We start from the raw sequence: 24218 nt of genomic DNA on the forward strand, positions 1-24218 counted from the left end.
GCGCCATAGCGCGTCGCGCGCTGGTCGACCGGCCCGGGGGCGCGCAACGCGCCTCAGGTGTGAGGATCGGGGTATGGACGTGTCTGACGATGATCCCCAGCTCGGTCCCGCGGACGTCGATCGCGCGGCGCTGCAACAGCCGGGAGTCGTCTTGCACACGCTCGCAACCGAGATCGGCGCGCGGGTGGACGAGGCCTCCGCTGAGGGTGCACCACCCGACGGGTGGCGAGTCCTCAAGCGACACCAGTCCGGCCAAGTCCTCGTTGGCGCGCCTGTTGACGCCGAGGCGACTGTGTGGCGCGTCGCCCATGTCCAGCCGGTTTCATCCGACGCCACGGTCCGTGTGCATCCGGAGACCATGACGCTGCGCCCGAGCCGGGCGCAACGCAGACAGGGCCTCGCGTTGCGTTGGCCGACGTTCATGCAAGGTGCTTCCGGCGCCGACGGATTCGCCGTCGACATCGTCAACACCGGCTCGCACCGCTGGATCCCCAACGGTGACGGGTTTCACGTCGTCGGCGTGTTCACCGAACCCGGCGAGACGGCGTTTCACTTTGGCTGGGCGGACTCCGCTCAGCGCACGGCGGTCCCGCTGGATCCGGGAGAGTACGCACGCGTGAGCGTTGCGATCATGCCGAATGTCTGGGAACGCCTCGAGCCCGGCGCCCACGATCTGCACGCCGTGTTGGTCAGCCTCGGTGTGCGTACCGAGACGGCACTCAACGTGCATCTCTCGCGGGAGGTGCTTGGCTCTCACCGACAGCAGCAGGGGTCACAGCTCACACCCGACGATCGCCGCCGGGCTGTCGATGAGGAGGTTGCTCGCGTTCGGGGCGTTCTCGCCGCCGCCGGGGCATTCGCTGAAGTCACCGCCGCAATCGCCGCATCGAACACGGATGAGAATGCCGTTGCCCGACTGGGCGAGCTGCTCAACCTGGGCGAAGCGGCGGCTGAGGCCATCTACAACTCGACGCTCCACCAGCTCCGCCCAGGCAACGCGACACAGCTTCACCACCGGTTAGACGAACTGCACCGCCACCGCGCGGCGATCTAGCTACACCACGCTCTGCGAACGTTGCTGAGCACTCGCAGCCCGCCCGCTGGCCGACCGGCTTGCGGCCGGCCGCTATCGCATACTTGTCGAATGAGCCTCCGTCGCGGCGATGACTCTCGCGCTGTGCGCCGCCGGAAACGGCAGCCCGGTGAACGGTGGGCACAGGTCAGACCCAGATCCTGGGACGACTACCGGTGGCTCGGGTGGGGTGCAGCAATCTCATTCCTATTCCTCGCCGTGTACTTCGGCGTCGGCCTTTTTCTCGGTGGCACGTTGGAATGGCGCTGAGCGATCGCGGCGCCGGTCCGGTATCCGGTTCATTCGCCGACGACGACGTCCTTACACGGAGCAGCAGCACAGCGCCGTCCACTAGACGACCGTCGAAGGGTCGACGTTGTCGCGAGTCTCAGTCCGCTTTGGGCAGATGCTCGCGCATCCGAGAGTCACTTCTCGGCGGAACGCTCCATGGGCAGTCCGCGCCGCAGATTGAGTGCGGCGATCACGAGACCGACTCCGATGAGAGCCAGCACAATGCCGCCGATCAGCGACATGGTGGGCGCCACGAGCGTCTCGAAGAACTTGACGCCGCCCACGGATAGCAACAGCGGCGAGAGCATGCCAGCAGCGATGAGCGTTGCGGCCGAGTTTGCAGCGAGGATTGCGCCGATCGTCAGCACCGCAAGTCCGGCGACGATCAGCGTCACCTTCACTGTCATCCCGCCTCCGTCGTAGAAGTTGGTGTGACTGTACACCTCACTCCGCCGCCCATTCAGCGGGTCATCACCGGGTGATGTCCTCCGGATTCTCCCTTATTCGGCGGGGTACCGAAGAACCCACTCCTGCGTGGCGTGCTTTCGTCTTAAAGGCGCAGGTCGCCGACGAAGCCGTTGCAGATGCCACTCTCGCTCGCGAGGGCTTGGTCGAGGATGGTTCCGTCGTTGCTGGTCACCCAGGTCGGGTAGGGCTGTTCGGGCATGGTCGCGTCGGCGCGAGCGGCGTACTCCTCGGATGCGGGCGCATCGTTGTCGACGAAGTAGGCATCCCAGGCTGCGTAGACGAACATGCAGTGGTAGATCCCGGCTGTGGTCGCATAGCCCGACCAGTCCCCCTTCCCGTGCCAGCGGCCAGCGGGGAGGCCTGTGATTGAAGACGGCCACGCGAACCCCGGCGGGAGCGGATCCACCCAGGTGGCGACTTCCGCGGCGTACGTGGTGTCGCGCGCATCGACCGGGTGCGTCGGCGTGGGGGTGGGCGATTCCGTTGCGCTGGGGGTCGCGGCTGCAGGCGTCGGGGCCGCCGCTGCGACATCGGCAGTTCGTTCAGCGGCGGCTTCGTCCGCGGGCGCGGTGCACCCCGAGAGTGCGAGCGCAATAACAACACACGATGCTCCCAGAGCGAGTTTGGCGATGCGGGTCACACGCGCATGCTCGCATGCAATCGTGGTGGAGACCAACCGTAGTTTTGGCTCGCGTCGAAATCGCGCTTGAGGGTCCGACCGATGCGCGCTCTTGCGTACCAACAGGTCGAGTCGATCGTCTTTCATCGCCCGCCGCCTCACATCTCCGTACGCCTAGATGCCCGTTCGAGCGGCTGGCCTCGCCGTACGGTGCCCGCACGCCGACGGGCCTGCGTCCGTCAGCCGCTCGCGCTTCGCCCGTCTACTAGCGGGACTGAATCGTTGGCGCTGGGCGCCAACGGCCGAAGCGCCGCGAGTGGTTGCCAGGCTGTACATGACGCCAGTAGCTTTCGGGAGTGGCGCACCAATACGCAGTCGACGTCATCAATTACATCGAGACCAGCTGGGGCGAGGCGCTATCGCCTGCGCTCGCCGAGGACATATCAGGGGCATCCGATCGAGTCTTGGCTGAGTTCCTGGAAGGGTGGCCGAGTCGAAGTGTCGGCGACGGAGCCGCGCTTGAGCCTCCAACGATTGAGCGCGGCCAGCTACGGCCAGTCCTGGGCGCATCCTGGGACTTGGAACGTGAGAAGCGAGCGGCGCTAGCCCTGTTGCTCTACGTGCCTTCGGTATCCGTGAGCGCGGACCTCATTCACTTCCACTGGTACGTGAACACCGAGAACTTCGCGCCTGAAGACGGCCGGGCTCGGATGCGGCGAACACTTGAGTGGCTCGCGCACGTGCGCCCGCTCGTCCTCGACGGTTCGATCTACTTTGGCGGAGGGAACCTCGGCTACACCGATTTCGAGTGGAGGAGAGAAGTGTTCGATCGCCTTCTTTCCGCCAGGAAGAGCAACTGGCGCGGTACCCCGCTGGCTGCCATGTCTCGCGACACGGCCAAGGATCATCGGGAGGCTGAAACAGGCAGGTACGACTGCCCTGGGAACGATCCGGGAACGGCTGCTTGGATCAGACGCTCGACGAGAGTGTGTATGACGGGCCACGGTTCCACTGTTGGGTCGTGATCGGGTGACGCCGATTCGAGGAACGAATCTATGTTGCGCTGCACGGCCTCCTTGTCGCGTTTGGAGAGGCTGCCCTGGTACACGTTGATCGGTGCCTGGGGGCCCTTCCATTCCACCTTCGCCGGGTCTCCCTGTGCGACGCGAAGTTGGTCCAGACCGAACTGAAACTCGATCGAGACGGCACGCCCATTGATGTTCAGTTCTGTGTCACCGCTTGGGCCGTTGGTGGGATAGGACTCGCCGTACGGGACGTCCGGGAGTAGCAGGTATCGGTTGGTGGCTGGCCGCGGCGCGGCGTCGAGGGCTCTTGCTGCGACCTGTCCTGCGGCGTCGTTGTCGAGGACCCCCACAACGCGGTTAGTCACCCCTGCAGCGGCAAAGCTGCGAAGTGTTCGCATGACCTGTCCGCTGTTGTGTTCCGCTTTGGCTTCCTCGTCGAGAAATCGGAACATATGGGCCACGTGAGGGGCGACCAGTTCGAGCGCTCGAGCGAGATAGCGCGCGTCCGTCACGCCCTCGGTCACGACGATGATCGGACCGCCGGAGCTGACGCTCGCGGCGAGCTCGTCCGCAGCCAGCTTCGTGATGTCGTCGACTTCCTTGAAGTAGTCGGCCATGTAGAGGTCGTAAAGATCTAGACGAACCTCTTCGTCGTCGTCAGCAGACTCCAACTGGAGCGCGAAGAGTGCGCGGCGATCGAGGCCTGACTCGACGAAGAGGAAGACCACTTCCATACACGCTTCGTCCACCTTGTCGAGAAGCCGATCCGGCACCCCGCTCTCCAGGGCGACAAGCGCTCGATCGAGGATCTCGTCCGGAGACATGTCAACTAGTGGATCTGCCGGGTCCTCGTCCTCGAAGAACTCCGCGAGGCCGGACGTCAGTTCGTGTCGGCAGGCCGCTGCCGTGAATCCCATCAGGTCCAGGCGGGCCCGAACCGCTGCGACTCTCGCTCGGTAACCGAGAAGGTTTGTGGAGTCGGCAGCATTGATCACGTCTTCGTCGGCGATTTGCTGCTCCTCTTCGTCCGGCCCATATCCAGCGTCGGATCGAGCAAGCGCGGCGAGCCATGCTTCATCGGCGTATTTGTCCGACTCAGTGAAGGCCGTGAGGATGGCCAGCGGCTCTTCGTTTCGACCCCATTGGATCTGCGTGCCTCCGCGATACAACCACCACCTGCTGCTCATCCTTGGCCCTCCCTCTGTCTCGACCGATGCATGGGCTGGTGGGCGGGATCGTTGCTACCTGTACCGCGCCCGCATCATCACCGTAGGCCCTCATGACACGGCAGCGGGGCGATCCTTGGCGGGCGGCGCGGCCGGTCAATGAACAACGGTCCCTGAACCGGACGTTGTCACAATCGCTCCACGGCTACACGTTCGGGGACCGTTGTGAGTGCAGGAACGAGTGGATGCCTAGGTCGATGACGACGTCGGCTGTCTGGTTCCCGCCGCATCGATCGGTGCCATCGATGCGTGTCCAAATCGACGCTGACGATGCCCTCCCGAACCGTGGCCCCGTCAGAGTTAAAGATCCGAAATCCCATATCCGCTGGAGAGTCGAGCAGTGTGGCGGTCCACCCGGCGAGGCTGTCTCCCTCGAGTCCGAATATGCCGGTCGCCACGGGCGGCGCCGTCGACCCGATCTCTACGGGCATTTCGACGGGACCGGTTGTGCAGTCGTGACCGCTGCACAACTCGATGCTCAATCCGGCGGTCGGCTGCGTCAGTTGGATCGAAGGCGACGCTGGTGTACCCGACGGTGGTGCACGCGAACGGCACCGGGAACGACGTGCAGCCAGCCAGCACGACCGCCGCGCCCGACACAGCGATCGAAGAAAACAGCCTGCGCATGCGACTCAGTTTCGGTGGAAGGCGCCCGAGGGGGATCGGATCGTTAGCACCTGCAATTGCGTGAGGCTGCGCGCATCATGGCGATTCGTCGAAAGTTCGTTGCGGTGCACCGGTCGTGTACGGCGGGAAGGTGGTCACCGATCAGCTGCTCCTAGAGCGGCAGATCTGCTGGGTACCCGATTGGCGTGAACGCGCGAGGGCGAATCGGACAATACCTAGTGTGAGTACCCACGACGGCGCGATCATCGCCCGCTCTCTTGATCAGCGGGCCGCGTTCGCCGAGTTGTACGACCGGCACGAGCGAGTCGTGTACCGGTATGCCGCTCGGCGACTCGGTGCGACGCATGCTGCCGACATCACGTCCGAGACGTTCCTGGTCGCATTCAGCAGGCGAGACGCCTTCACCGGCGGCCGGGATGCGCGGCCGTGGCTGCTGGGCATCGCCACAACCCTCATGCACAAGCACGCCCGCCAGGAAGCCCGAGCCTGGAAGGGAATGCTCGCTGCGGACCTCGCCCGCGTCGACGTCGACCACATCGAACAAACCGAAGCTCGGCTGGATGCGAGGACTATCGCGGGACGGCTCGGCCGGGCGCTCGCGCGACTCGCGGCCGGTGATCGAGACGTGCTGTTGCTGCACACCTTTGGAGATCTCGACCACGCCGGCATCAGCGAAGCGCTGAGCATCCCGGTCGGCACGGTCCGCTCACGACTGAACCGCGCACGCCGGAAACTGCGCGCCGCGATCGCCCCGGCACTCGACGAAGACAAGGAAGAGAACCATGGACGAGCTTTCGCTCCTGCGCCGAGCACGGACTGACATTCCCGAGCGCACCCCCGACGAGATCGCTCGCGGACGGGCCGCGCTGTTCACCGCTATCGAGGACGAGTCCCCGTTCGCGATCTTCGACCCGGCCGACACCGCAGCAACTGCGCCGATGCGGGAACCGCTCGATCGACGTCGGCGGCGCGTCGCGACTTGGACGGGGTTCTCCGTTCTGGGGGCGGCTGCGCTGACCGTCACGCTGGTCACGGTCAACGTTGTGGGTGTCCCCGGGGTGGAAGTCGGCGCCGACCCCGCGGCCGCCAGTGTGCTGGAATCGGCCGCCACCGCAACGCTCGACTTCAGCGACCCTGTCGTCGGCGCCGGTCAGTACATGCTCGTGCAGACCGACGCTCTCTACCTGGGACAAGGCAACGTCCCCGGCGACGCCGACTCGCCCGCCGCATTCCTCGAGAACTCCCACGAGGAGCTCTACGTGCCGGCCGGCCGCGCGGACGATTGGGTATGGATCCGCTGCATGCGCACCCCTGCCCAGACCTTCGGCCCCGAATCCGAAGCATTCGCCGCGCAGGTCGCCGAAGACCAAGCCAAGTGGGACACCGATCTCATCCGCCACCTTCCCGCGGGCGCCGCTCCCAACGGGTCGATGTTCAGCGGTTACGGAAATGGGACCACGGTCAGCGACGACTACACCGCTCTGCCTCGCGACCCGACTCAGCTGCTCCACGCGATCTACGAGATCAACGGAGAGACCGGCCCGTCACGCGACGCGCAAGCATTCGAGTGGATCGTCTCCACACTGCGCGGGGGAACCGTTCCCGCCGAGTTCCGCGCCGCCCTCTACAAGGCGACCGCCGAAATTCCTGACGTGACGATCACAGAGAAGCAGGCCACCCTCAACGGCAAGACAGGTATTGCGATCGGCCGCCAGGAGCCGTCGTCGAACACTCGTCGGGACATCATCATCGATCCCACCACCGGGCAGTTCATCGGCGAGCGGGAGGTGGCCATCGACGGATGGGCGGGCGTCCCGGCCGGCACCATAATGGCCTCGACTGCCGTGACCACCACGATCGTCGACGCCGCACCAACGGACACCGCGCTCTGCGGCAATCACCGATAGGCGCACCTCATGATCGACCTGCCCACGGCGAGAACGATCACGCCAGCAGACGTCACACTCCCGCCTACCGTCCACGTCGACATCACCTGGGTCTTAGAAGAAGCTGGCAGCCCCACCTCGCGGTCGCTGACCAGACTTGCGCGGGCGTCCTGGCGATCGTCGGGGCAGCAAACCCAGCTCCGAGTCGGGTTCCGCGTCCTGCGGACATTGAGGCGGAGAGCTTCGCTGCCGAGAACCTGCTGGAGCAGCTGAACGTCGCCGCGGCCGGCCAGGATGCTGCAGACGGGGATCGCGGTGCCCGAGTCGAGGCATTGCTTCAGTCGATGACCGGGAAACACGTCCCCAGTTCCTACGTGTCGATCCTGGTCGGCCCGCGGAACGGCGATAGGTTCCCTGTCGCCGTCTATTCCTATTGGGAAGATAAGTCCTTCTCCGGCGCCTGGAACGACTCCTACTTCGGTCGCGCGTGCGGCATCTATACGGTCGGCGATCAAGCCGTCACCTTCGAGTCTGTCGACTGTCCAGAGACCGTTCCCGAACAGCCCTCCGCTATGACCTTGGTCAGCGAAGGGTGGCTCTTCGGATAACGCAGACGGCCATCACCGCTGGACCCGCAGAGCGCGCCCGAACCGCCGACCTGTCTCGGATACTGGGGGCATGGCGAGCGCAGAAGAACTGGACCGAGGAACCAACATCGGACAACGCAGTGCCGTCGCTGCGACGATGCGACTCTTGGGAGAGTCGGCAACCGCGCGGTTTGTTCCGACGGACGGCGAAGACGAGGTGTGGTTCGTGCTTCCGGACGCTCCCCACGCCGACGGACTTCGCGACGCGGAAGAGGTGCTCACGCAACTCCTTCGCCGGAAGGTGTGGATCACCGGAGATCTCGCGCGGTACGAAAAGTCACCTGACTTCCCGTCCTGATCTGCACGGCTGCGCGCTGAGCGACCGACTGCCGGGCACCTTCGCTAGATTCGCGTGGTGGTTCATCTTCGTCGCGCATCGTTCGGGCTCGCCGCGCTCGTGCTGTCAATCGGGCTGACCGGCTGTTCGATGGATTCGGTGATCTGGGGACCGGACGGCGCGGGCGTGATCCAGACAACCGAGGAACTCATCGACGCCATGGCGGGTGGTAGTCCGACCGATCTCATCTGCGCGGACTCCGAGGCGGAGCTCGGAGGACCGATCGATTGGCTCGGTCTGTCGGCGGGCGAGCCCGAGCAGTTCTCCGCAGAATATTGGGAAGAGCAGGCGCCGCTCGATCCTCAGTGGAACATCAACCTTGAGGGCCCGCCCGAGGGGCTGACACCCGGCTCAACGTTCCCGGGTGACGTCTTCTACCGGGAGACTGAGGACGGCCTTTGCGTGATCGACATCGCATGGTCAACCCTCGTGGCCGAAGGCTGACGCTGCACCCGGCACCGCAGGCGGAGGATGACCCACCTCTGCGTCACATACGGGGCACGTGTCGGCAGACCCACCGCGCTGCGGGCGCCGGGGTCGCGAGATTGGAAGTTGTGCACAGTGGGTGCGATTCGTCGGAGGGGTGCCACTCGCCGGAAGACTTTGAAGGTGGATACCGTTTCCGAGGAATACCTAGTGTGAGCACAGACAGCGACATCCTCAGGCGCGCCGAACGGACACCGCAGGTGTTCGCTGAGGTCTTCGACCGGCACGCTGGCGCGGTCGAGTCCTTCTTGCGGCGTCGGTTGGGTGCGGACGCTGCTGAGGACGCACTGAGTGAGACGTTCCTTGTGGCGTTTCGCCGTCGCGGATCGTTCGACCATGCGTGGGAGTCGGCGCGGCCGTGGCTGTTGGGGATCGCCGCCAGGGTGGCAGCGAAGCACCGTGCCGCGGAGGCCAAGCATTGGCGGGCGGTGGAGGCATCAGCCGCGCGCGAGGAGCGTGCCACGTCCGGGGGGATTGAGGAAGCTGCGGGGCGGGTGGATGCTGCCGCGGCGATTCGCGCGCTGGCTCCTCGAATTGCGGCGCTATCTGCGAAGGAGCGCGACACGCTGCTTCTGTATGCCTGGTCGGGGTTGCTGCCGGACGAGATTGCGCAGGCGCTGAATATTCCGGTCGGAACGGTGTGGTCCCGGCTACATCGGATCAGACGGAAGTTGGCGCCACCCGGTTCGAATGTTGCGCGATTGACCTGGATCGGAAAGGAGATGGGTGATGGAACTGTTGGAGCTCGTGCGTGAGATTGGAAGCGAGCCCGATGCGTCGGCTGCGGATCGGATCGCCCGTTCCCGGTCACGGCTTGTGGCAGCGATGACGGAGTCGGGACAGACCCGCACGCGTACGACTGCCGACACTGGAGCAACGGTGCCAATGCCGAAACCGCTCAATCGACGTCGTCGGCGCGTCGCAACATGGACGGGGTTCTCCGTCCTGGGGGCGACCGCGCTGACGGTCACCCTTGTCGCGGTCAACGTGGTGGGCGTCCCCGGCGTGGAAGTCGGTGGAGTCAATATCGGTGGAACCGAGCCTGCCGCCGCGAGTGTGCTGGAATCGGCCGCCACCGCGGCGCTCGAGTTCAGCGACCCGGTCGTCGGCGCCGGCCAATACGTGCTCGTGCAGACAGATGGGGTCTTCCTCAACACGGGCAGCGCCCCCGGGAGCGATCAGCCCGCAGCGTACCTTGAGAACTATCACGACGAGCTCTACGTGCCCGCCAATCGTGACGACGAATGGATATGGGTTCAGTGCGTGCGCACCCCCGCCAAGACGTTCGGACCCGAATCGGAAGCACTCGCCCAGATCGTCGCGGAAGACCGGGTCAAGTACGACGCCGACATCATCCGACGCCTCCCGGCAGGTGTAGGTCCCGATGGGTCGATGTTCAGCGGCTACGGGACTGGGACGACTGTCAGCGACGACTACGACGCGCTTCCCCGCGACCCGGTCCAGCTGCTGAACGCGATCTACGAGCTGAACGGCGCGGCCGGCCAGTCACGGGATGGGCAAGCTCTCGAGTGGATCACGAGCACCCTCCGCAGGGGAACCGTGCCCGCCGAATTCCGCGCCGCCCTCTACAAGACGGCCGCCGAGATCCCCGGTGTCACGATCACCGAGGAACAAGCCACCCTCAACGGCAAGACAGGGGTCGCGATCGGCCGCCTGGAAACCGCGACCAACACGCGTCGAGACCTCATCATCGACCCCGCCACCGGACAATTCATCGGGGAACGCGAAGTCATCCTTGACGAAAGCGCTGGCGTCCCCGCCGGCACCGTGACGGCGTCGTCGGCCGTGACGACTACGGTCGTCGACGCCGCGCCCGCAGACGCAGCCCTCTGCGGCAATCACCGATAGGCGGAGATGACCAACCTGCGCGCGGCGAGAACGATCACGCCAGCAGACGTCACACTCCCCGGCCACCGTCCACATCGACATCACCTGGCTCCTCGCAAAGCCGGCCGCTCCGCAGGCACAGCGACCCGCGAGAGGCGAACAGTCAGCGTGCAGCGCTCTTCGCGGTCGTCGCCCAACCAAGCTGGGTGGGTCGCGCGCGTCGGCCGCCCCTCAGCGCGGGGGTGCGTCACCGCACGCAGGGGGACCCTCCTGCGCGCGGCGCATGCGGATAGCTGCTGACAACTGTGTCGGCCGCGCGCGGCGCATGCGGATAGCCCCACGAGCTGCTGACAACTGTGTCGGCCGCGCGCGCCATTTCGACGGCCGCGATGCGCCGAGTCCGCGAGCACCGCCCAATGGGCACAATCTCGACTCCGCCCAGATACACGTGTTTGTGACGTGCGCTTTTAACCATACGTCTTTACCCCGTGTAGAATGGACGCATGACGTCACTTCTCGGCACGCTGATCCGGGTTTCCCGGGCGGCCGCGGGGCTCGACCAAGCAGAACTCGCTCGTGCAATGGGAGTGGGCCAGCAGACAGTGAGCGCGTGGGAGCGCGGGCGCTCTCGACCTCGACAATCTCAGCTCCCCGCCCTCTGTTCCGTCCTCGGCCTCTCTCTCGATGAGGCGACCGCGGCAGGCAGTTATGAAGTGGATCCTGCGAAGGCGACCCACAATCTAGTGCTGACCCTTCCCTTTGAGAATCTCTCTGATGAGGCGTTCGAAGCATTCATCCGGGACTTGAGCGCTCGTACGTATCCCGACCGGAGCGCGACCCGTAACGGATCCACGGGACACAAGCAGTTCGGCGTGGATGTTTTCATCGACGGCGGGGGCGAGCGGATCGGTGTCCAATGCAAGCGCCACAAGACGTTCGGCCCGGAGGACATCCGTGCGGCGGTTGCTGAAGTCACTACGGAAGCGAAGATCACATCCGGCGTCATCGCATTGAGTCGCAAGACCGCGACACCAGCGGCACGATTGGAGATGCAGGATCACCCAGGTTGGAGACTGTGGGACGGTGAGGACCTGTCCGCGCTCGTCCGACAGCTGCCTCGTCGGGACGCTCTTGCCCTCGTCGACACGTATTTCCGCGGAATGCGGGAGCCGTTCCTCGGCGTTCGCGAGCCCAGTCCGTGGTTGACACCTGATGAGTACGACTCTGCGCTCGCCGGGCGTCTTGGTGTTGATCGCGACTTCGAACTAGTCGGCCGTGAGAACGAACTCCACCGACTCATTGACCTCAGTGCGGCACTCGAGGAACGGATCATCTTGATCGGTCGCGGCGGGATAGGTAAGTCGCGTCTCCTGCGTGCCTTCGCGCGCAGCGACATCGGAAGGGCTGTGGTATTCGCATCGCGCGGTTCTATCGCTCCTGAAGGCTACGAGGCTCTGCCGGAGGGCGCGCCAGTCGTCGTGATCGACGACGCTATGGATCTTGAATTCGACGTACGCGCTCTGGAACTCGGGATACGGCGTATTCGGCCGGACGCCACCTTGGTGATGTCGACGCGACCTCGCGCAACCCCTCAACTTCATGCCGCACTTGAACTCTCGGAACCTGAGGCCGCGAAAGTCTCAATCACACTCGATGACCTTTCGATCGATGCGGCCGAGTCTCTCGCTCGCGAGGCACTCGGCGAACTCGCCTCCGATACTCGAGTCGAAGGCCTAGCACGCGTTGGCTACGACTGCCCATTCATGATCGTCCTCGGCGCGCACCTGATCCGGGAGGGGGTTCTGACAGACAAAGACCTCGTGACGCAGAACGAACTGCGCCAGCAAATCCTCACGCGGTTCACCGACATCGTGATCCGCGGCTCGAACGCGGATGCACGCATCGCCGTACTGCAGGCCATTGCAGCCGTTCAACCGGCGAACCTCAAGGACCCGGAGTTCCTCGACGTCATCGCCAGTGTGAGCAACATCGATGAGGCGAGGGTTCTGGACGTCGTAGATGAACTCGATGACCTCGGTCTGGTTCTGCGACGAGGTCAGACTGTTCGGGTCGTCCCCGACCTCCTGGGCGACGCGATCTTGGAGCGGGCGCTTGTATCGAGGTCGGGCCTCGACAAGCGCTTCGCGATTCGACTCGCCGACGAGGCGCGAGGTCTCGCCCTTTCGCATGCACTTCGAAATGTAAGCGTGATCGATTGGCAACGACGCGCGCAGGGGCCGTCTGAGTTGGCCGACACACTCTGGTCGGCGCTGGCTGAACACGCCCTCACGCTCCCCAACTCTGCGCGCATTTCCCTTGCGAAGAGAGTTGCTTCAGTGGCCGCCATCTACCCCGGACGCGCCTTGGATCTGGCTGATCTGCTGCTCGCAAATCCCGCCCCTGACGAAGAGGATCCCTTCAGTGGGATATGGGGACCTCCGCGTGCATTCACCACCACCGAAGTCGCGCGCGCGCTAGCACCCCTGATCGCAAATGCGGGAAGTGACGTCGACCACCTTCCGCGGTCGATGAGGATGCTCGTCGAAATCGGTGGTCCCGATACGCGGAGCGAGAACCAGAACCCGGAGCACGCGATGAGGTTGCTTCGCGAGTTGGGTCAGTTTCACCCCCGCCGCACAGTGCGCTTCAACCGCATCTATGTCGATACGGTCGCCGAACTGCTCGCCGAACCGGAACTAAAGCCGCGCGCCAGTCAACTCGTTTCGCTCCTGGGCCAGGTCATGGCGCACGACGTCGTCATGACGGAATCTCGCGGATGGAATCTATCCATCGCTCGGCACGACATTGACCTTGACGTCGTTTCCGATGTGCGATCGGCCGCAATCACCATCGCGATCAACGCACTCGAGCGCAACGATAGGTCGGCGTACGCAGCGACGGAAGTGCTTGAGAAGGGCTTGATGTCGAACCACCGCTCTGATGATGTGACGGAGGAGTTCACGACCGTCGTGGCCGGATTGGGTTCGGTGCTGTCGGATGCGTCGCGTCCCGCCGGCCTTCGGCTTGCGGCCTATCGCGCGCTCGGCTGGCATGCCACCTACGGCGAAGGCGCTCGGCGGTCGGCCGCACGCGCCGCACGCAGGAAACTGGCTGCGGACGATGACCTTCTGCTCGCACGCGTGACGCGCGGTGGCTTCCATACGGATGAGGACTACGAGGATGAGGCCCAGACCGATGAAGGGGGCGGCGAGGGAACCGAGTCGCCCGCCGTAACCCGTTACCATCGGTCCGCCGCGCAGCTCGAGGAGGCGATACAGGATCTGTCCCGCCGATGGAACACAGCCCTTTCGCCGGAGCAGATCCTCACCCGACTTCGCGATGCGATGGACGATGCGCTGATTGAAAGAGAGCGATTCACCCCGCCGCAGCGGTTGCTCCAGCTCTTATTCCTGTCGAATCCCGATCTCACTCGCGCCGCGCTCACGCCGCGCACTCCAGCCAGTCCTGCGGACGATTGCATCGTCGAAGCGGCCCTCGTCGTTTGCTTCGCTTCGGACTACCCGGACCTCTTGTCAATCGCGATGGACAAGATCGCGCAAGGCGAGCAGTCCTCTGCGATGGTTGCCTCAGCCGTGGGGGGCGCTATAGGCCCACTTACCCTCGGCCAGACCCGCGTTGTGGACGCACTGCTGACAACGAGGCACCCCGCCGTCTACTCATCGCTGCTTGCGACCGCTCGCTGGCGCGAGGAGCTGGACCCCGAAGTCGTGCTGGCAATCTTGCACGCAGCTCCGATCGAAACAAACTCGGCGGTTGCCGAGGCCGCTGCGAGCGTCCTCACCGGAAGCACCACAGTTCCATGGGCCTCCCTATCCGCAGATGAGCGCGCACTCTTCATGGATCGCTTCGCGCAGACGCCCAGTCTCGACGCTTATGACTTCGGTGAGTTGATGACACGGCAGATTGCAATCGATCCGTATGCGGCGCTTGCCTTCCTGCAACGCCGGATTGATCGGCAGAATGATGGACCCGACGACTACGACGCATTGCCGTACCTCGAATCGATGCCATTCAGTTTCCGAGTGAGCCCTGACCTACCGGGATTGATTCGGAACCACATCGACTGGCTCCTCGAAGATGCCCCGCACCGTCGAGGGCACGATGGCCTCGACGTCCTTCAGCGAATGTTCGTCGGATACGAGGAGGACGTGCTGGCCCTACTGCTCTCTCTGATCCAGACGCAGCAACCGGATCGCGTCGGTTTGGTACGAGCTGTCCTGAACGGCGCGCCTCGTGACTTCGTTCTCCGAGCTCCGAGCTTCGTTGCCCGAGCGATTGAGGCCGCATCAGCGCTGCCAGAATCGCTCGAGCGTGATGTGATCCTGGGCCTCCACGGCTCGGCCGAGTACGGAAGTCACTCGCGGGCCATCGGCACGGACGATCCGGAGGATGTCGCACTCAGGACCGGCGCAGAGCGCCTCGCAATTCAGTTTGACTCGACTTCAGCGGTGCGCCGGTTCTACGACGAGGTTGCAGCTCGTGCGACCGCTCGAATCGCGTCTGAGCGCCAGGACGATGCGAGCCTCCGGAGCCCACGTCGCTGGTGACGTAGACCGGCCGGGTGCCGGACCCACAAGCCATCGTCACTCCGACGTCAGCCGAGCTTTCACACATGCAGCCTGCTCTCCCGGAGGTGACATCAAGCGGCCTCGGCGCACCGTGCCATGGGCCTCGCTATCCCGCTTGCGAGCCGCACATCGCGTTCCGCTCACGCGCATTGCCCGCTTGAGGATCCTGAACGGGCCTGCACCCGGATGTGGATCGGGATCGGGCATGCGCGCGTGCTAGTGCGGGATGCCCAAGATCTCATACGGCCAGCCTGGGCCATCGCACCGGGGGCGCCCATACTCTTGCCTCTGCCGGCGTACAAAACCGGAGGCTGAGCCTTGAACCCGGATCCATTGACGTGACCGGTCGGTCAGCGGCTCTGACCGCGATGGCCGGCGCCTCATCTTCGGCACGCGCAGGTCTACGCCGACGCGTTATTCCTCGCGCGCGGTCATGCGGAGTTCGAGACGCGATGGCACGACTTCGACGGTGGAGACATGAATGACGGTTTCCTCGCGGTCACGGGCGACCTTGTCGATCTTGACCAGGGCGTCGTGCTCCGGGCGGTCGAGCAGGAGTGCCGTTTCTTCGGTTGTGAAGCTGACGCCGATGCGACGTTCGACCTCATGGAAGCGAACTCCGTAGGTTTCGCGGAGCACCCGGTAGGTCGACGTCGCGGCGTCGATCATGGTGTCGAGGCCTGGATACCGCTCGAGCGAGTAGGAACTGTCGTCGAGCGACAGCGGAACATCGTCCAACAGGAACACGCGGACCAGCCGGAAGACGGGCGACCCTTTCCGCACTCCGAGTCGCTGCGCGATGGTCTCATCCGCGGGAGCCGTCGCGGCCTCGACGATGCGACGGGAGGTTGGACCCTCAGTGCTGAGCTGATCGGAGAAGCCGCCCATCGCCATCGTGCCGAGCGACGGGCGTTCTGCGGCCACGAATGTGCCGCGTCCCTGGCGCCGGGTGACCATGCCCATCTCTTCGAGATCGGCGACTGCGCGACGGACGGTGATGCGGCTCACGCCGAACCGTTCGCACAATTCGGGTTCGGTGGGCAGCTTGCCGTCTCCCGAGAAGACCCCGGTCTCGATCTCGAACAGCAGCGTGTTGCGCACTTGCTCGTGCAGCGACATCGCAACAGGCTGGGCCATCGGTCGCCTCTCTAGACGGGCTGGTATCGGCGAATCAACTGGGCACGCGCATCGTCGCCTGCCTCGACAGGGTATCCGAACGCGCCACGGTACGTGCAGGCTAGAGCACCCGCCGTCGCAGCGATCTCGAGGCACCCGTCGATGTCATTCCCGGTGGCGCGCGCAGCAAGGAAGCCCGATATGAAGGCGTCTCCTGCTCCTAGCGCATCGACCGCGTCGACGGGAACGACCGCGGCGACGGCCCGGGCGTCGTCGGTGTACGCGCACGCACCGCGGGACCCGCGGGTGACGACCGCGGCGCCGACGCCGGTCGCGAGCGCTGTACGCCCGAGGTCGTCGATCTCGGACTCCGTCAGGTCCCCTCCCGAGAAGAAGCCGACGTCGATGTGCGTCCCGATCCGAGCGAGGAGCCCGGCGGGCGCGTCGTCCGAGAAGTCGAACGACACCCTGATGCCCCGTTCGGTGAGCGCCGCGAGCTCGGGCTCGATGGCCGAGTACACGGAGGTGTGCACCCGGTCGTATCCCTGCAGGTAGGCGAAGTCCTGCTCGGTGAGGCGCAGTCGGAGACCATGCTGGACGCCTCCGTAGTTGGAGCCGACGAAGCGGCGGTCTCCTTCCTCGTCGAGCGACACGAAGGCCATGCCGTTCGCGCCGTGAGCTCGACGAGCGCGCTCGTGGTCGATGTGAAGCTCGTCGAGCACGTTCAACAGGTGCGTCGCGAAGCGGTCGTCGCCGACGATGCCCACGAAGCCTGCGTCCGCCCCGAAGAACAGGCGGCTGTAGACCGCGACGTTCAGCGCGTTGCCGCCCGGGTATGCCAGGTCTTCGTGCAGGTAGCAGTCGAGCACGTCGTCGCCGATGCCGACGACGGACGGTGCGGGAACGGAAGCCAGTCGGTCGCGAAGCTCTGCCGGCGTGTACACGTGATCAGCCTTTCACGCTGCCGGCGGCGACGCCGGCGACGAAATAGCGTTGCAGGAGCAGGAAGACGATGACGATGGGGAGCGCCGCGACGACGAGTCCGGCGAGGAGCACACCCCAGTCGGTGGAGAGCGCGTCGCGGAACGCCATGAGACCGGCGGGGATCGTGCGGACGGCGTCTGCGTCGACGTAGACGATCGCGAACAGGAACTCGTTCCATGCGAAGTACGCCGTCAGTACGGCTGCGGTGATGAGGACGGACCGGCTCAGCGGGAAGTAGACGTGCCGCAGTACCTGTGGCGACCGGCATCCGTCGATGGTCGCGGCATCCACCAGTTCCGTCGGCACCGCGAGGAACACGGAACGGATGAGGATGACGGCCATCGGCAGACGGAACGCGACGTACGGGAGGATCATCGCCCAGTACGTGTTGAGCAGTCCGAGCGAGTCGAGCAGCCGGTAGAGCGGGATGAGACTCACCTGCGGCGCGACGACCAGCCCGCCGAGCATGATCACGAGGACGATGTCCGCGAAGCGGTTCGCCAGGCGCACCATGCCGTAGGCGCACAGCGCTGCGACAAGCACGGTGATGGCCGTCGACAGAATGGTGACGATGAGCGAGTTTAGGAAGTACTCCGAGATCCCCCGCTCCCACGCGGCGGCGTAGTTGCCGACCAGCCAGGTGCTTGGCAGCCCCCAGGGATCGGCATAAATGTCGGTCGACGCCTTGAACGATGAGATGACCATCCAGAACAGCGGATAGGCGATGGCGATCGCATAGGCGGCGAGCACGGCGTAGACCGGGATGTTCCAGGCGGTCCAGCGATTGACACGGCGGCGCCGGCGGGCACGCTCTCGCCGGGGCTTCGGCGTCGTGATCGCGACGGTGTCGAGCGGCGCCGTGCTGGCCGAGTCGTCGAGCACCGCGTAGGAGGCGTCGCGCACATTCGAAGTCGACATGTCAGTCCTTTCCCGTGCGGAACGAGACCAGCTGGATCACCGAGAGCACGAGCGTGATCACGAAGATCAGCGTCGCGATCGCCGAGGCGTAGCCCATCTGGTTCTGAAAGAAGCCCTGGTTGTACATGTAGGTCGCGAGCACCTGAGTGGTGTTGCCGGGGCCGCCGCGCGTGAGGATGTAGGGCTCGTTGAAGACGGTGAACGAGCCCGACACGGTCAGGATCATGGCGACGAAGATCATCTCCTTCGCCTGCGGGACGGTGACGTGCCAGAACTGGCGGACGCGCCCGGCACCGTCGAGGGATGCCGCTTCGTAGAGTTCGACCGGGATCTGCTGCAGCGCGACGACGTACAGCATGCATACGTAGCCGATGCTCTGCCACTGCGAGACGCTGATGACCGCGCCCATCGCCGTATCGACATTGGCGAGCCACGCGGTCTGCAGTCCACCGAGGCCGATGAGCTCGAGGAAGGCGTTCAGCAGGCCGCCGCGCGCGTCGAACACGAAGGTGAACAGCAGCGCGATGACCGTCATCGAGATGACGGCGGGGATGAAGTAGACGCTCCGCAGGAATGCCCCCATCCGCGGCCCCAGCAGACGCGTGAGCCAGGCGGCGACGACGAGACCTCCGATCACCTGGAACATGATCGAAACGACGGCGTACAGCGTGTTGTTGCTCAGGGCGGTCGCGATCACCGGATCGGTGAACAGCCGGGTGAAGTTCTCGAACCCGACGAACTGCATGTCACCCGACCCGGCCGACAACCGGAAGAAACTGAACCCGACGTTGGCAGCGAGCGGGTAGTAGACGAAGAGCCCGATGATCGCGAGAGCGGGCGCGACATAGAGAACGTTGAAGGTACGGGCGCGAGTCTTCATGCGCCTTCCTCTCATTCGTGAGATGCGACGGATGCCGGCGCATCGGTGAGCCGGGATGTGCGGAGCCGCCGCCAGGCACAGGTGGCGCGGCGGCTCCGCACGCGGGTCAGGATTCCGCGCGCACTCGCGCCGCGGCATCCTGAACGGCCTTCATGACACCCTCGGGTGTCTGCTGGCCGTTGAGCATGAGCTGCGTCTCGGTGAGGTACGCCTGCACGATCTGCGGATCGTAGGCGTTGTCGAGCCAGGTCGTCATCGCCGTCGCATCGACGATGCCCTGCGCGAGCTCCTTGGTGATGGGAGCGACGTCGGCCTCTTCGACGGCACCCTGCACCGCGCTCAGCTCACCGGTGTCTTCCGTGTACCGGATGCCGTTCTGCTTGTTCACGACGAACTCGAGGAATCGCTGCGCCTCTTCCGGGTGCTGCGTCGTCTCGGAGATCACGAAGCCCTCCGGGGCGCCGGTGAGCTGACCCGCATCCCCCTTGCCGCCGTCGACCGACGGAAAGTTGAACGTGCCGTACTCGAACTGCGCATCGCCGAAGTAGCCGACCTCTGCGCTCTGCATGTACATGATCGGGGCCTCGCCCGCGATCCAGGCATTGCGGGCGACCTCGTGCGTGACGGCCGTCATGTCCTCGTTCATGTACGCCGAGAGCTCCTGGAAGCGCTCCAGCGCGTCGACATAGCCCGGATCCGTGAACTCACCCGCCGCCGGATCCTGGTCCGCCTGGAACACCGCCGGATCGAGCACGCGCTGGTTGAGCGTGCCGACATAGTGCGCGATGGTCCACTGGTCGGCGGCGCCGTACTCGATCGGCGTCATCCCGGCATGCTTGATCTCACCGAGCACATCGAGGAACTCGTCCCATGTGGTCGGCACTTCGAGGCCGAGTTCGTTGAACAGGTCGGCGTTGTAGAAGAACAGCTTGGAGTGCATACCGAGCGGAAGCCCGTACTGCACGCCGTCGATGCTCATCGGTTCCAGCTGACTCTCGAAGAAGCTGTCGCGGACCTCGGTGTTCTCGTCCAGCCACGGGCCGAGATCCATCACGGCCCCGCCTTCGACCAACTCGTTGAGGAACGACCCGCTCCACGAGAACATGACGTCCGGGGCGTTGTCAGAGCCCGCGACGACCTTGACCTTGTCCTTGTACGCGTCGTTCAGGACGCTCTCGACGTTGACCTTGATGTCGGGATTCTCCGCCTCGAACTCCTCCACGAGTTCGGCGAAGTACGCGTTCTTCGGCTCGTTCGGCCAGCGGTGGAAGAAGTCGATCTCGACGGTGTCTCCCGACGCCTCAGCGTTTCCGCTGGCGCAGGCGGCCATCGGCAGAACGAGTGCGGTGATGCCGACAGCGGCGGCGGCGATCCGTGCACGTGTACGCATGTGCGTTTCCTTTCGATTCAGTAATCCATGCGCCACATGTAGCGACGCACGCTCAGCGGGTGTCCACGGTGGTCGGCGAGCGCGTCGGCGTACGTGCGCAGCACCGGGTTGAAGAGGAGGTGCGCGGCGATGCCGCGGACCGAGTCGTCGATCCCGTCGAGGCCGAACTCCGCAGCGTCGATGACGAGCGCCTTATCGGAGTGCTTCGTCAGGAAATCGACAGCGCGCTGCTCGACCGGGCGAGTCTCGTCCAGCCCGAGGAGCGCGATGAACGGCACGTCCACATCGGTGATCTCGAACGGACCGTGGAAGTACTCGCCCGAGTGGATCGCTGCGGAGTGCACCCACTGCATCTCCTGCAGGAGGCAGATCGCGAACGAGTACGCCGTGCCGTAGTTCGAGCCGGCGGCCATCGTGTAGATGAGCGGCTCACGACGCGACGCGAACGCCCAGCGGTCCGCGGCCTCGGTGTGCGCAGCCCGCGCGGCCGGCACCAGGTTCGGCAGTGAAGCGGCCACCGCGTCGATCGCCTCGACGAACGACGCGCCCTCCCGGTCGTCCAGAATGCGGGCGATCAAACGGAGGAGCAGCACTGGTGCCACATACGATTCGCTCTTCTCGGCACCGTGCTGATAACCGATGACATACTCGGACGCCTGCGCCAGCGGCGAATCGAGCTCATGAGTGAAGGCCACCGTGAGCGCACCCCTCTCGCGGGCGTGCTGTGCAGCCGCGACAGTCTCGGGCGTCGTACCCGAGTGGGAGCACAGGATCACCACGGTCTGTGCGTCCACCCGCGACGACCCCCGCGAAGTGAACTCGGCAGCATTCAGCGCGACAGCTTCCAGGACTGCCGCGGACGTGCCGAGGAAGTACTCGCCGGGCAGCATGACCGCGTACGAGCCGCCGCAGGCGGTGAGGACCACGCGCGACAGAGCCGTGCGCGAGGCGATGGCTTCGCGCACGGCGGCGAGCTGCTCCTCGATGACGGAAGAAGCGGTGGAGACGACAGTAGAACTCACAATGTCCCTTTCTCGTTATAGAACGTATGCATACGTTATAGGACGTTATAGGACACTGCAAGATGTCTTCTTATCCGTTCACCGCGACGGCTTGGTGACTGCGGCGCCCGCGCCGATCGAATGACGACCCCGTCTTTTACCGGACTGGACATCGCCACGCGGGACGAGCGACTCCTCCCTGCACCGCCCGCGCCTGTTGTGGCGCGGGGTTTGCGTAGGGTTGGCCCCTGGTGTTCGCGCCCTGCCAACGCGTACCGAAGCTCCACCACGGCTAGACACGGCTCAGCCCCGCCGCCGGGGGGTGTGCCAGAACGAGGGCTGCGTGAACGTCCGCGGCTGATCCACCGAGCGTTGTCAAGCCGGACCCGATTCACCTGGTGAATCGGGGCATCTCGATCTCCGGGGCGCTACGCCGGGCATGGTCAGTTCGGAGTGTCGCAGCCGGCGTTGGAATTGCGCGGCGAACTCGCCACCGCGGAGATCGCGATCGCACCCGTTGCTCCGGCCTAACATCGGCCGCCCAAAAGTTTCGTACAACCTTTTTGGGTACTGGATACGATGGGCCCTAATGAGGAGGGTCGATGCCCGGAGGGACCTCGCCGTGGCGAGTGAATGATGTTGTCAGGTACGACCTAATGCGTGAGGCTGCGGCGCGGGCCATGGCGCTCCTGTCTGCGGCGGCACAGTCAGGGGAATCGGGCGACTCCGACGCCGACGCACGGCGGGAGCTGGCACGGTTGCGCCGCGAGGTGCTTGCTGTCGACGCGTACGATCGCGCGGCCGTCGCAGCTGTCGCCGCCCGCATCGACCAACGGACTCGTGAGCTCGAAGGTCCCCTCTCGTGAAGCCGGCCCATCTGGATGGCGATGCGCGCGAACGGATCCTGCGTCGCGACATTCTGCCGCTGTACTTCCCCGAAACGGAGTCGGACCCGACCCCGAGGCTGGTGCTCGTCGCTGGCCAGCCCGGGGCGGGACGCTCACGCGTGTCCTGGCGCCTCGTCCGCGACGCAGGATCGGAGGTCGCAGTACTGACGGGTGAGGATCTTCGTGCGTTCCATCCGGGCACTCTGCACCCATCCGCGAGCGCGGATCCTGAGTCTGCGGCGTCAATCGCGCAGGCAGCGGCGGGGTGGGTGAGCGCGTGCATCCGGCACGCGCGGGAACAGCGCCGCTCGCTCGTGCTGGAGGGGACGTTTACAAACGTGGCGGCGGTCGCTGGCACAGCGGAGCGGTTCGCCGCGGAGGGCTTCACCACCCGGCTCGTCGTGGTGGGCTCCAGGCGGGCAGAGAGCCTGCTGTCGGTCACGTCGGAGTACCTCCGGAAGGTGCAGGCCGGTGATGCGGTCGCGGTGGTCAGCCGGGATGCACACGATGAGGGATTCGCTGCGACACGGAGCCTGATCGCGTCGGTGGAGGAATCGGCGTGGACGAACCGGTTGACGGTGATCGATCGCGCTGGACGTGTGGTCTTTGATGCTGACCGGTCCGCAGGGTCGGCGGCGTACGCGGGCGCGGGCGCGGCGCTGGCGGAGGCGCAGTCGGCGCGAATGGGGCGGTTCGATGCGACGCAGTGGTTGAGCGAGTTGCACCACGTCACCGATTTCGCCGCGACGCGTCGGCAGCTTCCCGCGGCGGTGACGGAGTTGCTCGTGGATCTGCATGAGACGTCGTTGCGGGAGGTAATCCCGGAGCTGCACGTGCCGGCGGGAGGCCCATTCGCGACCGCGATGGAGCAGAAGACCGTCGCCGCCTTGGTGGCGCTTCGCAAGGACCTCATCCCGGCGGTGGGCCCGGTCGATATCGCGGCGCCGGTGGTGGTTCCGGGTGGTCCGGAGCGTGGAGGCGTGTCCCGGTGACGCGTGTCGTCGGGTACACTCGCGCCGTTGCGTCTGACCAGGATGTGGCCGCCGATGTTGCCGCGCTGACCGACGCCGGCGCCGAGCAGGTCTTCACCGACGACGCGGACGCTGATCCGCGGCAGCGGCCCGGGTTGGCGGAGTGTCTGGAGGCGCTGCACCCGGATGACGTGTTGGTGGTGTTGAGCGCCTCGCATCTGTCGCATGCGCTGACGCATTTCGTGACTACGGTCAGCTATCTGGGTGAGCGTGGTGTCGGATTTCGATCGCTGAGCGAGCCGGCATTGTGCACCGGGGGGCGCGTGGATCCGGTGGAGGTGCTGAGGGCGCTGGAGGCGCTGCGGCATCGGCTGCTGAGTGTGCGGACCCGGGCAGGGATGGCGTCGGCGGCAGCCGCCGGCAAGCGCCCGGGAAGGCCAACGGTGATGACGCCGGACCGAGTGGCGATGGCGCTCGAGCTGCGCAACCTGGGCCGGCCGGTCACGCACATCGCCCGAGTGCTGGGGGTGAGCGCGAACTCAGTGCAGCGCGCGCTCGCCTCACTCCCCCGTGGCACCGATAGTCCGGGTTAGGGTTCCAGGCCCGGCAGTTGCGGGTGGCGGTCGATGGTGAGCCAGACGCGGATGAGGGCTCCGTGCGCGTGGTCGTCTTCCCAGTCAGGTTCGGTCAGCGCCCACCGGTGCATCAGCCGTGCCGCCGTGCGGGTGTGCCTGCCGGCATCGAGGACTTCGGCGAGAGCTTCCGCTTCCGGGAACTGCAGGCTGCAGACCAACTGTTCGTCGTGACTGGTGAGCCGTTCGTCGATGATGTCGGCGAGCCGGTCGATGGTCTCCTCGAGCCGGTCCCACGCGACGATGCTGTCCGGAATGGCCGACCCGGGGCCCGTAAGGGTGGACGTCGTTGTCGTGTTCATATCGGTTCCTCGTTTC

At 65.3% G+C, this 24218-nt stretch carries 19 protein-coding genes; 9 read left to right on the forward strand and 10 right to left on the reverse strand.

Features of this window, described 5'->3' with window-relative positions:
• The first annotated feature begins 73 nt into the window (after positions 1-73).
• Positions 74-1054 carry a hypothetical protein gene (locus tag VIP82_RS22760; protein ID WP_331912872.1) on the forward strand — a complete coding sequence of 327 codons (981 nt, stop codon included), beginning with the start codon at positions 74-76 and terminating at the stop codon, positions 1052-1054.
• A 443-nt stretch (positions 1055-1497) separates the two neighbouring features.
• On the opposite strand, the gene VIP82_RS22765 is transcribed toward VIP82_RS22760, so the two are convergent.
• From VIP82_RS22765 to VIP82_RS22775, 3 genes are all read right to left on the reverse strand, one after another.
• A complete protein-coding gene (locus VIP82_RS22765; protein WP_331912874.1) occupies positions 1498-1770 on the reverse strand; it encodes a hypothetical protein in 273 nt (90 codons plus the stop codon).
• 143 nt (positions 1771-1913) lie between these two features.
• Positions 1914-2117 carry a hypothetical protein gene (locus VIP82_RS22770; RefSeq protein ID WP_331912876.1) on the reverse strand — a complete coding sequence of 68 codons (204 nt, stop codon included), beginning with the start codon at positions 2115-2117 and terminating at the stop codon, positions 1914-1916.
• Between the two features lie 1237 nt (positions 2118-3354).
• Entirely contained in the window at positions 3355-4662 is a 1308-nt protein-coding gene (locus VIP82_RS22775; protein WP_331912878.1) for a HEPN/Toprim-associated domain-containing protein, read from the reverse strand.
• Positions 4663-5548: 886 nt separating this feature from the next.
• On the opposite strand from VIP82_RS22775, the gene VIP82_RS22780 reads away from it, so the two are divergent.
• The 6 genes from VIP82_RS22780 (at position 5549) to VIP82_RS22805 (ending at position 15100) form a co-directional block, all read left to right on the forward strand.
• A complete protein-coding gene (locus tag VIP82_RS22780) occupies positions 5549-6148 on the forward strand; it encodes an RNA polymerase sigma factor (RefSeq protein WP_331912880.1) in 600 nt (199 codons plus the stop codon).
• Positions 6111-7235 (forward strand): CU044_5270 family protein, encoded by a 1125-nt coding sequence (locus tag VIP82_RS22785; RefSeq protein WP_331912882.1) that lies wholly within the window; start codon positions 6111-6113, stop codon positions 7233-7235. The genes VIP82_RS22780 and VIP82_RS22785 overlap by 38 nt, the downstream gene beginning before the upstream one ends.
• Positions 7236-8216: 981 nt before the next feature.
• Positions 8217-8642, forward strand: a complete 426-nt coding sequence (locus VIP82_RS22790) for a hypothetical protein (RefSeq protein WP_331912884.1) — start codon at positions 8217-8219, stop codon at positions 8640-8642.
• Positions 8643-8836: 194 nt separating this feature from the next.
• A complete protein-coding gene (locus VIP82_RS22795) occupies positions 8837-9439 on the forward strand; it encodes an RNA polymerase sigma factor (RefSeq protein ID WP_331912886.1) in 603 nt (200 codons plus the stop codon).
• Entirely contained in the window at positions 9432-10553 is a 1122-nt protein-coding gene (locus VIP82_RS22800; protein WP_331912921.1) for a CU044_5270 family protein, read from the forward strand. The genes VIP82_RS22795 and VIP82_RS22800 overlap by 8 nt, the downstream gene beginning before the upstream one ends.
• 482 nt (positions 10554-11035) lie before the next feature.
• The gene (locus tag VIP82_RS22805; protein WP_331912888.1) at positions 11036-15100 is read left to right on the forward strand and encodes a helix-turn-helix domain-containing protein; all 4065 of its coding nucleotides are present in this window, start codon (positions 11036-11038) and stop codon (positions 15098-15100) included.
• Between the two features lie 435 nt (positions 15101-15535).
• Here VIP82_RS22805 and VIP82_RS22810 read toward each other — a convergent pair whose 3' ends face one another.
• From VIP82_RS22810 to VIP82_RS22835, 6 genes are all read right to left on the reverse strand, one after another.
• Positions 15536-16240 carry a GntR family transcriptional regulator gene (locus tag VIP82_RS22810; protein WP_331912890.1) on the reverse strand — a complete coding sequence of 235 codons (705 nt, stop codon included), beginning with the start codon at positions 16238-16240 and terminating at the stop codon, positions 15536-15538.
• 29 nt (positions 16241-16269) lie between these two features.
• Positions 16270-17181 (reverse strand): PfkB family carbohydrate kinase, encoded by a 912-nt coding sequence (locus tag VIP82_RS22815; protein WP_331912892.1) that lies wholly within the window; start codon positions 17179-17181, stop codon positions 16270-16272.
• Positions 17182-17185: 4 nt separating this feature from the next.
• Positions 17186-18139, reverse strand: coding sequence for a carbohydrate ABC transporter permease (locus VIP82_RS22820; protein WP_331912894.1), 954 nt, complete (start codon positions 18137-18139; stop codon positions 17186-17188).
• Between the two features lies 1 nt (position 18140).
• Complete coding sequence (locus tag VIP82_RS22825) at positions 18141-19019, reverse strand: carbohydrate ABC transporter permease (RefSeq protein WP_331912895.1); 879 nt, start codon at positions 19017-19019, stop codon at positions 18141-18143.
• Positions 19020-19125: 106 nt separating this feature from the next.
• Positions 19126-20409 (reverse strand): ABC transporter substrate-binding protein, encoded by a 1284-nt coding sequence (locus tag VIP82_RS22830; RefSeq protein WP_331912897.1) that lies wholly within the window; start codon positions 20407-20409, stop codon positions 19126-19128.
• Positions 20410-20426: 17 nt separating this feature from the next.
• A complete protein-coding gene (locus tag VIP82_RS22835; protein WP_331912899.1) occupies positions 20427-21431 on the reverse strand; it encodes an SIS domain-containing protein in 1005 nt (334 codons plus the stop codon).
• Between the two features lie 841 nt (positions 21432-22272).
• Here VIP82_RS22835 and VIP82_RS22840 point away from each other — a divergent pair.
• Both VIP82_RS22840 and VIP82_RS22845 read left to right on the forward strand, forming a co-directional pair.
• Positions 22273-23289, forward strand: coding sequence for a zeta toxin family protein (locus VIP82_RS22840; RefSeq protein ID WP_331912901.1), 1017 nt, complete (start codon positions 22273-22275; stop codon positions 23287-23289).
• Complete coding sequence (locus VIP82_RS22845; protein ID WP_331912903.1) at positions 23286-23861, forward strand: recombinase family protein; 576 nt, start codon at positions 23286-23288, stop codon at positions 23859-23861. Before VIP82_RS22840 ends, VIP82_RS22845 begins: the two co-directional genes overlap by 4 nt.
• On the opposite strand, the gene VIP82_RS22850 is transcribed toward VIP82_RS22845, so the two are convergent.
• Entirely contained in the window at positions 23858-24202 is a 345-nt protein-coding gene (locus VIP82_RS22850) for a hypothetical protein (protein WP_331912905.1), read from the reverse strand. The genes VIP82_RS22845 and VIP82_RS22850 overlap by 4 nt on opposite strands.
• Positions 24203-24218: the final 16 nt, after the last annotated feature.

This window comes from Microbacterium sp., from assembly GCF_036566905.1.
GTDB lineage: Bacteria > Actinomycetota > Actinomycetes > Actinomycetales > Microbacteriaceae > Microbacterium.

Coding starts and splice junctions, on each gene's coding strand:
- VIP82_RS22760 (WP_331912872.1), top strand. CDS start 74: ATGGACGTGTCTGACGATGATCCCCAGCTCGGTCCCGCGGACGTCGAT.
- VIP82_RS22765 (WP_331912874.1), bottom strand. CDS start 1,770: ATGACAGTGAAGGTGACGCTGATCGTCGCCGGACTTGCGGTGCTGACG.
- VIP82_RS22770 (WP_331912876.1), bottom strand. CDS start 2,117: ATGTTCGTCTACGCAGCCTGGGATGCCTACTTCGTCGACAACGATGCG.
- VIP82_RS22775 (WP_331912878.1), bottom strand. CDS start 4,662: ATGAGCAGCAGGTGGTGGTTGTATCGCGGAGGCACGCAGATCCAATGG.
- VIP82_RS22785 (WP_331912882.1), top strand. CDS start 6,111: ATGGACGAGCTTTCGCTCCTGCGCCGAGCACGGACTGACATTCCCGAG.
- VIP82_RS22805 (WP_331912888.1), top strand. CDS start 11,036: ATGACGTCACTTCTCGGCACGCTGATCCGGGTTTCCCGGGCGGCCGCG.
- VIP82_RS22810 (WP_331912890.1), bottom strand. CDS start 16,240: ATGTCGCTGCACGAGCAAGTGCGCAACACGCTGCTGTTCGAGATCGAG.
- VIP82_RS22820 (WP_331912894.1), bottom strand. CDS start 18,139: ATGTCGACTTCGAATGTGCGCGACGCCTCCTACGCGGTGCTCGACGAC.
- VIP82_RS22825 (WP_331912895.1), bottom strand. CDS start 19,019: ATGAAGACTCGCGCCCGTACCTTCAACGTTCTCTATGTCGCGCCCGCT.
- VIP82_RS22830 (WP_331912897.1), bottom strand. CDS start 20,409: ATGCGTACACGTGCACGGATCGCCGCCGCCGCTGTCGGCATCACCGCA.
- VIP82_RS22850 (WP_331912905.1), bottom strand. CDS start 24,202: ATGAACACGACAACGACGTCCACCCTTACGGGCCCCGGGTCGGCCATT.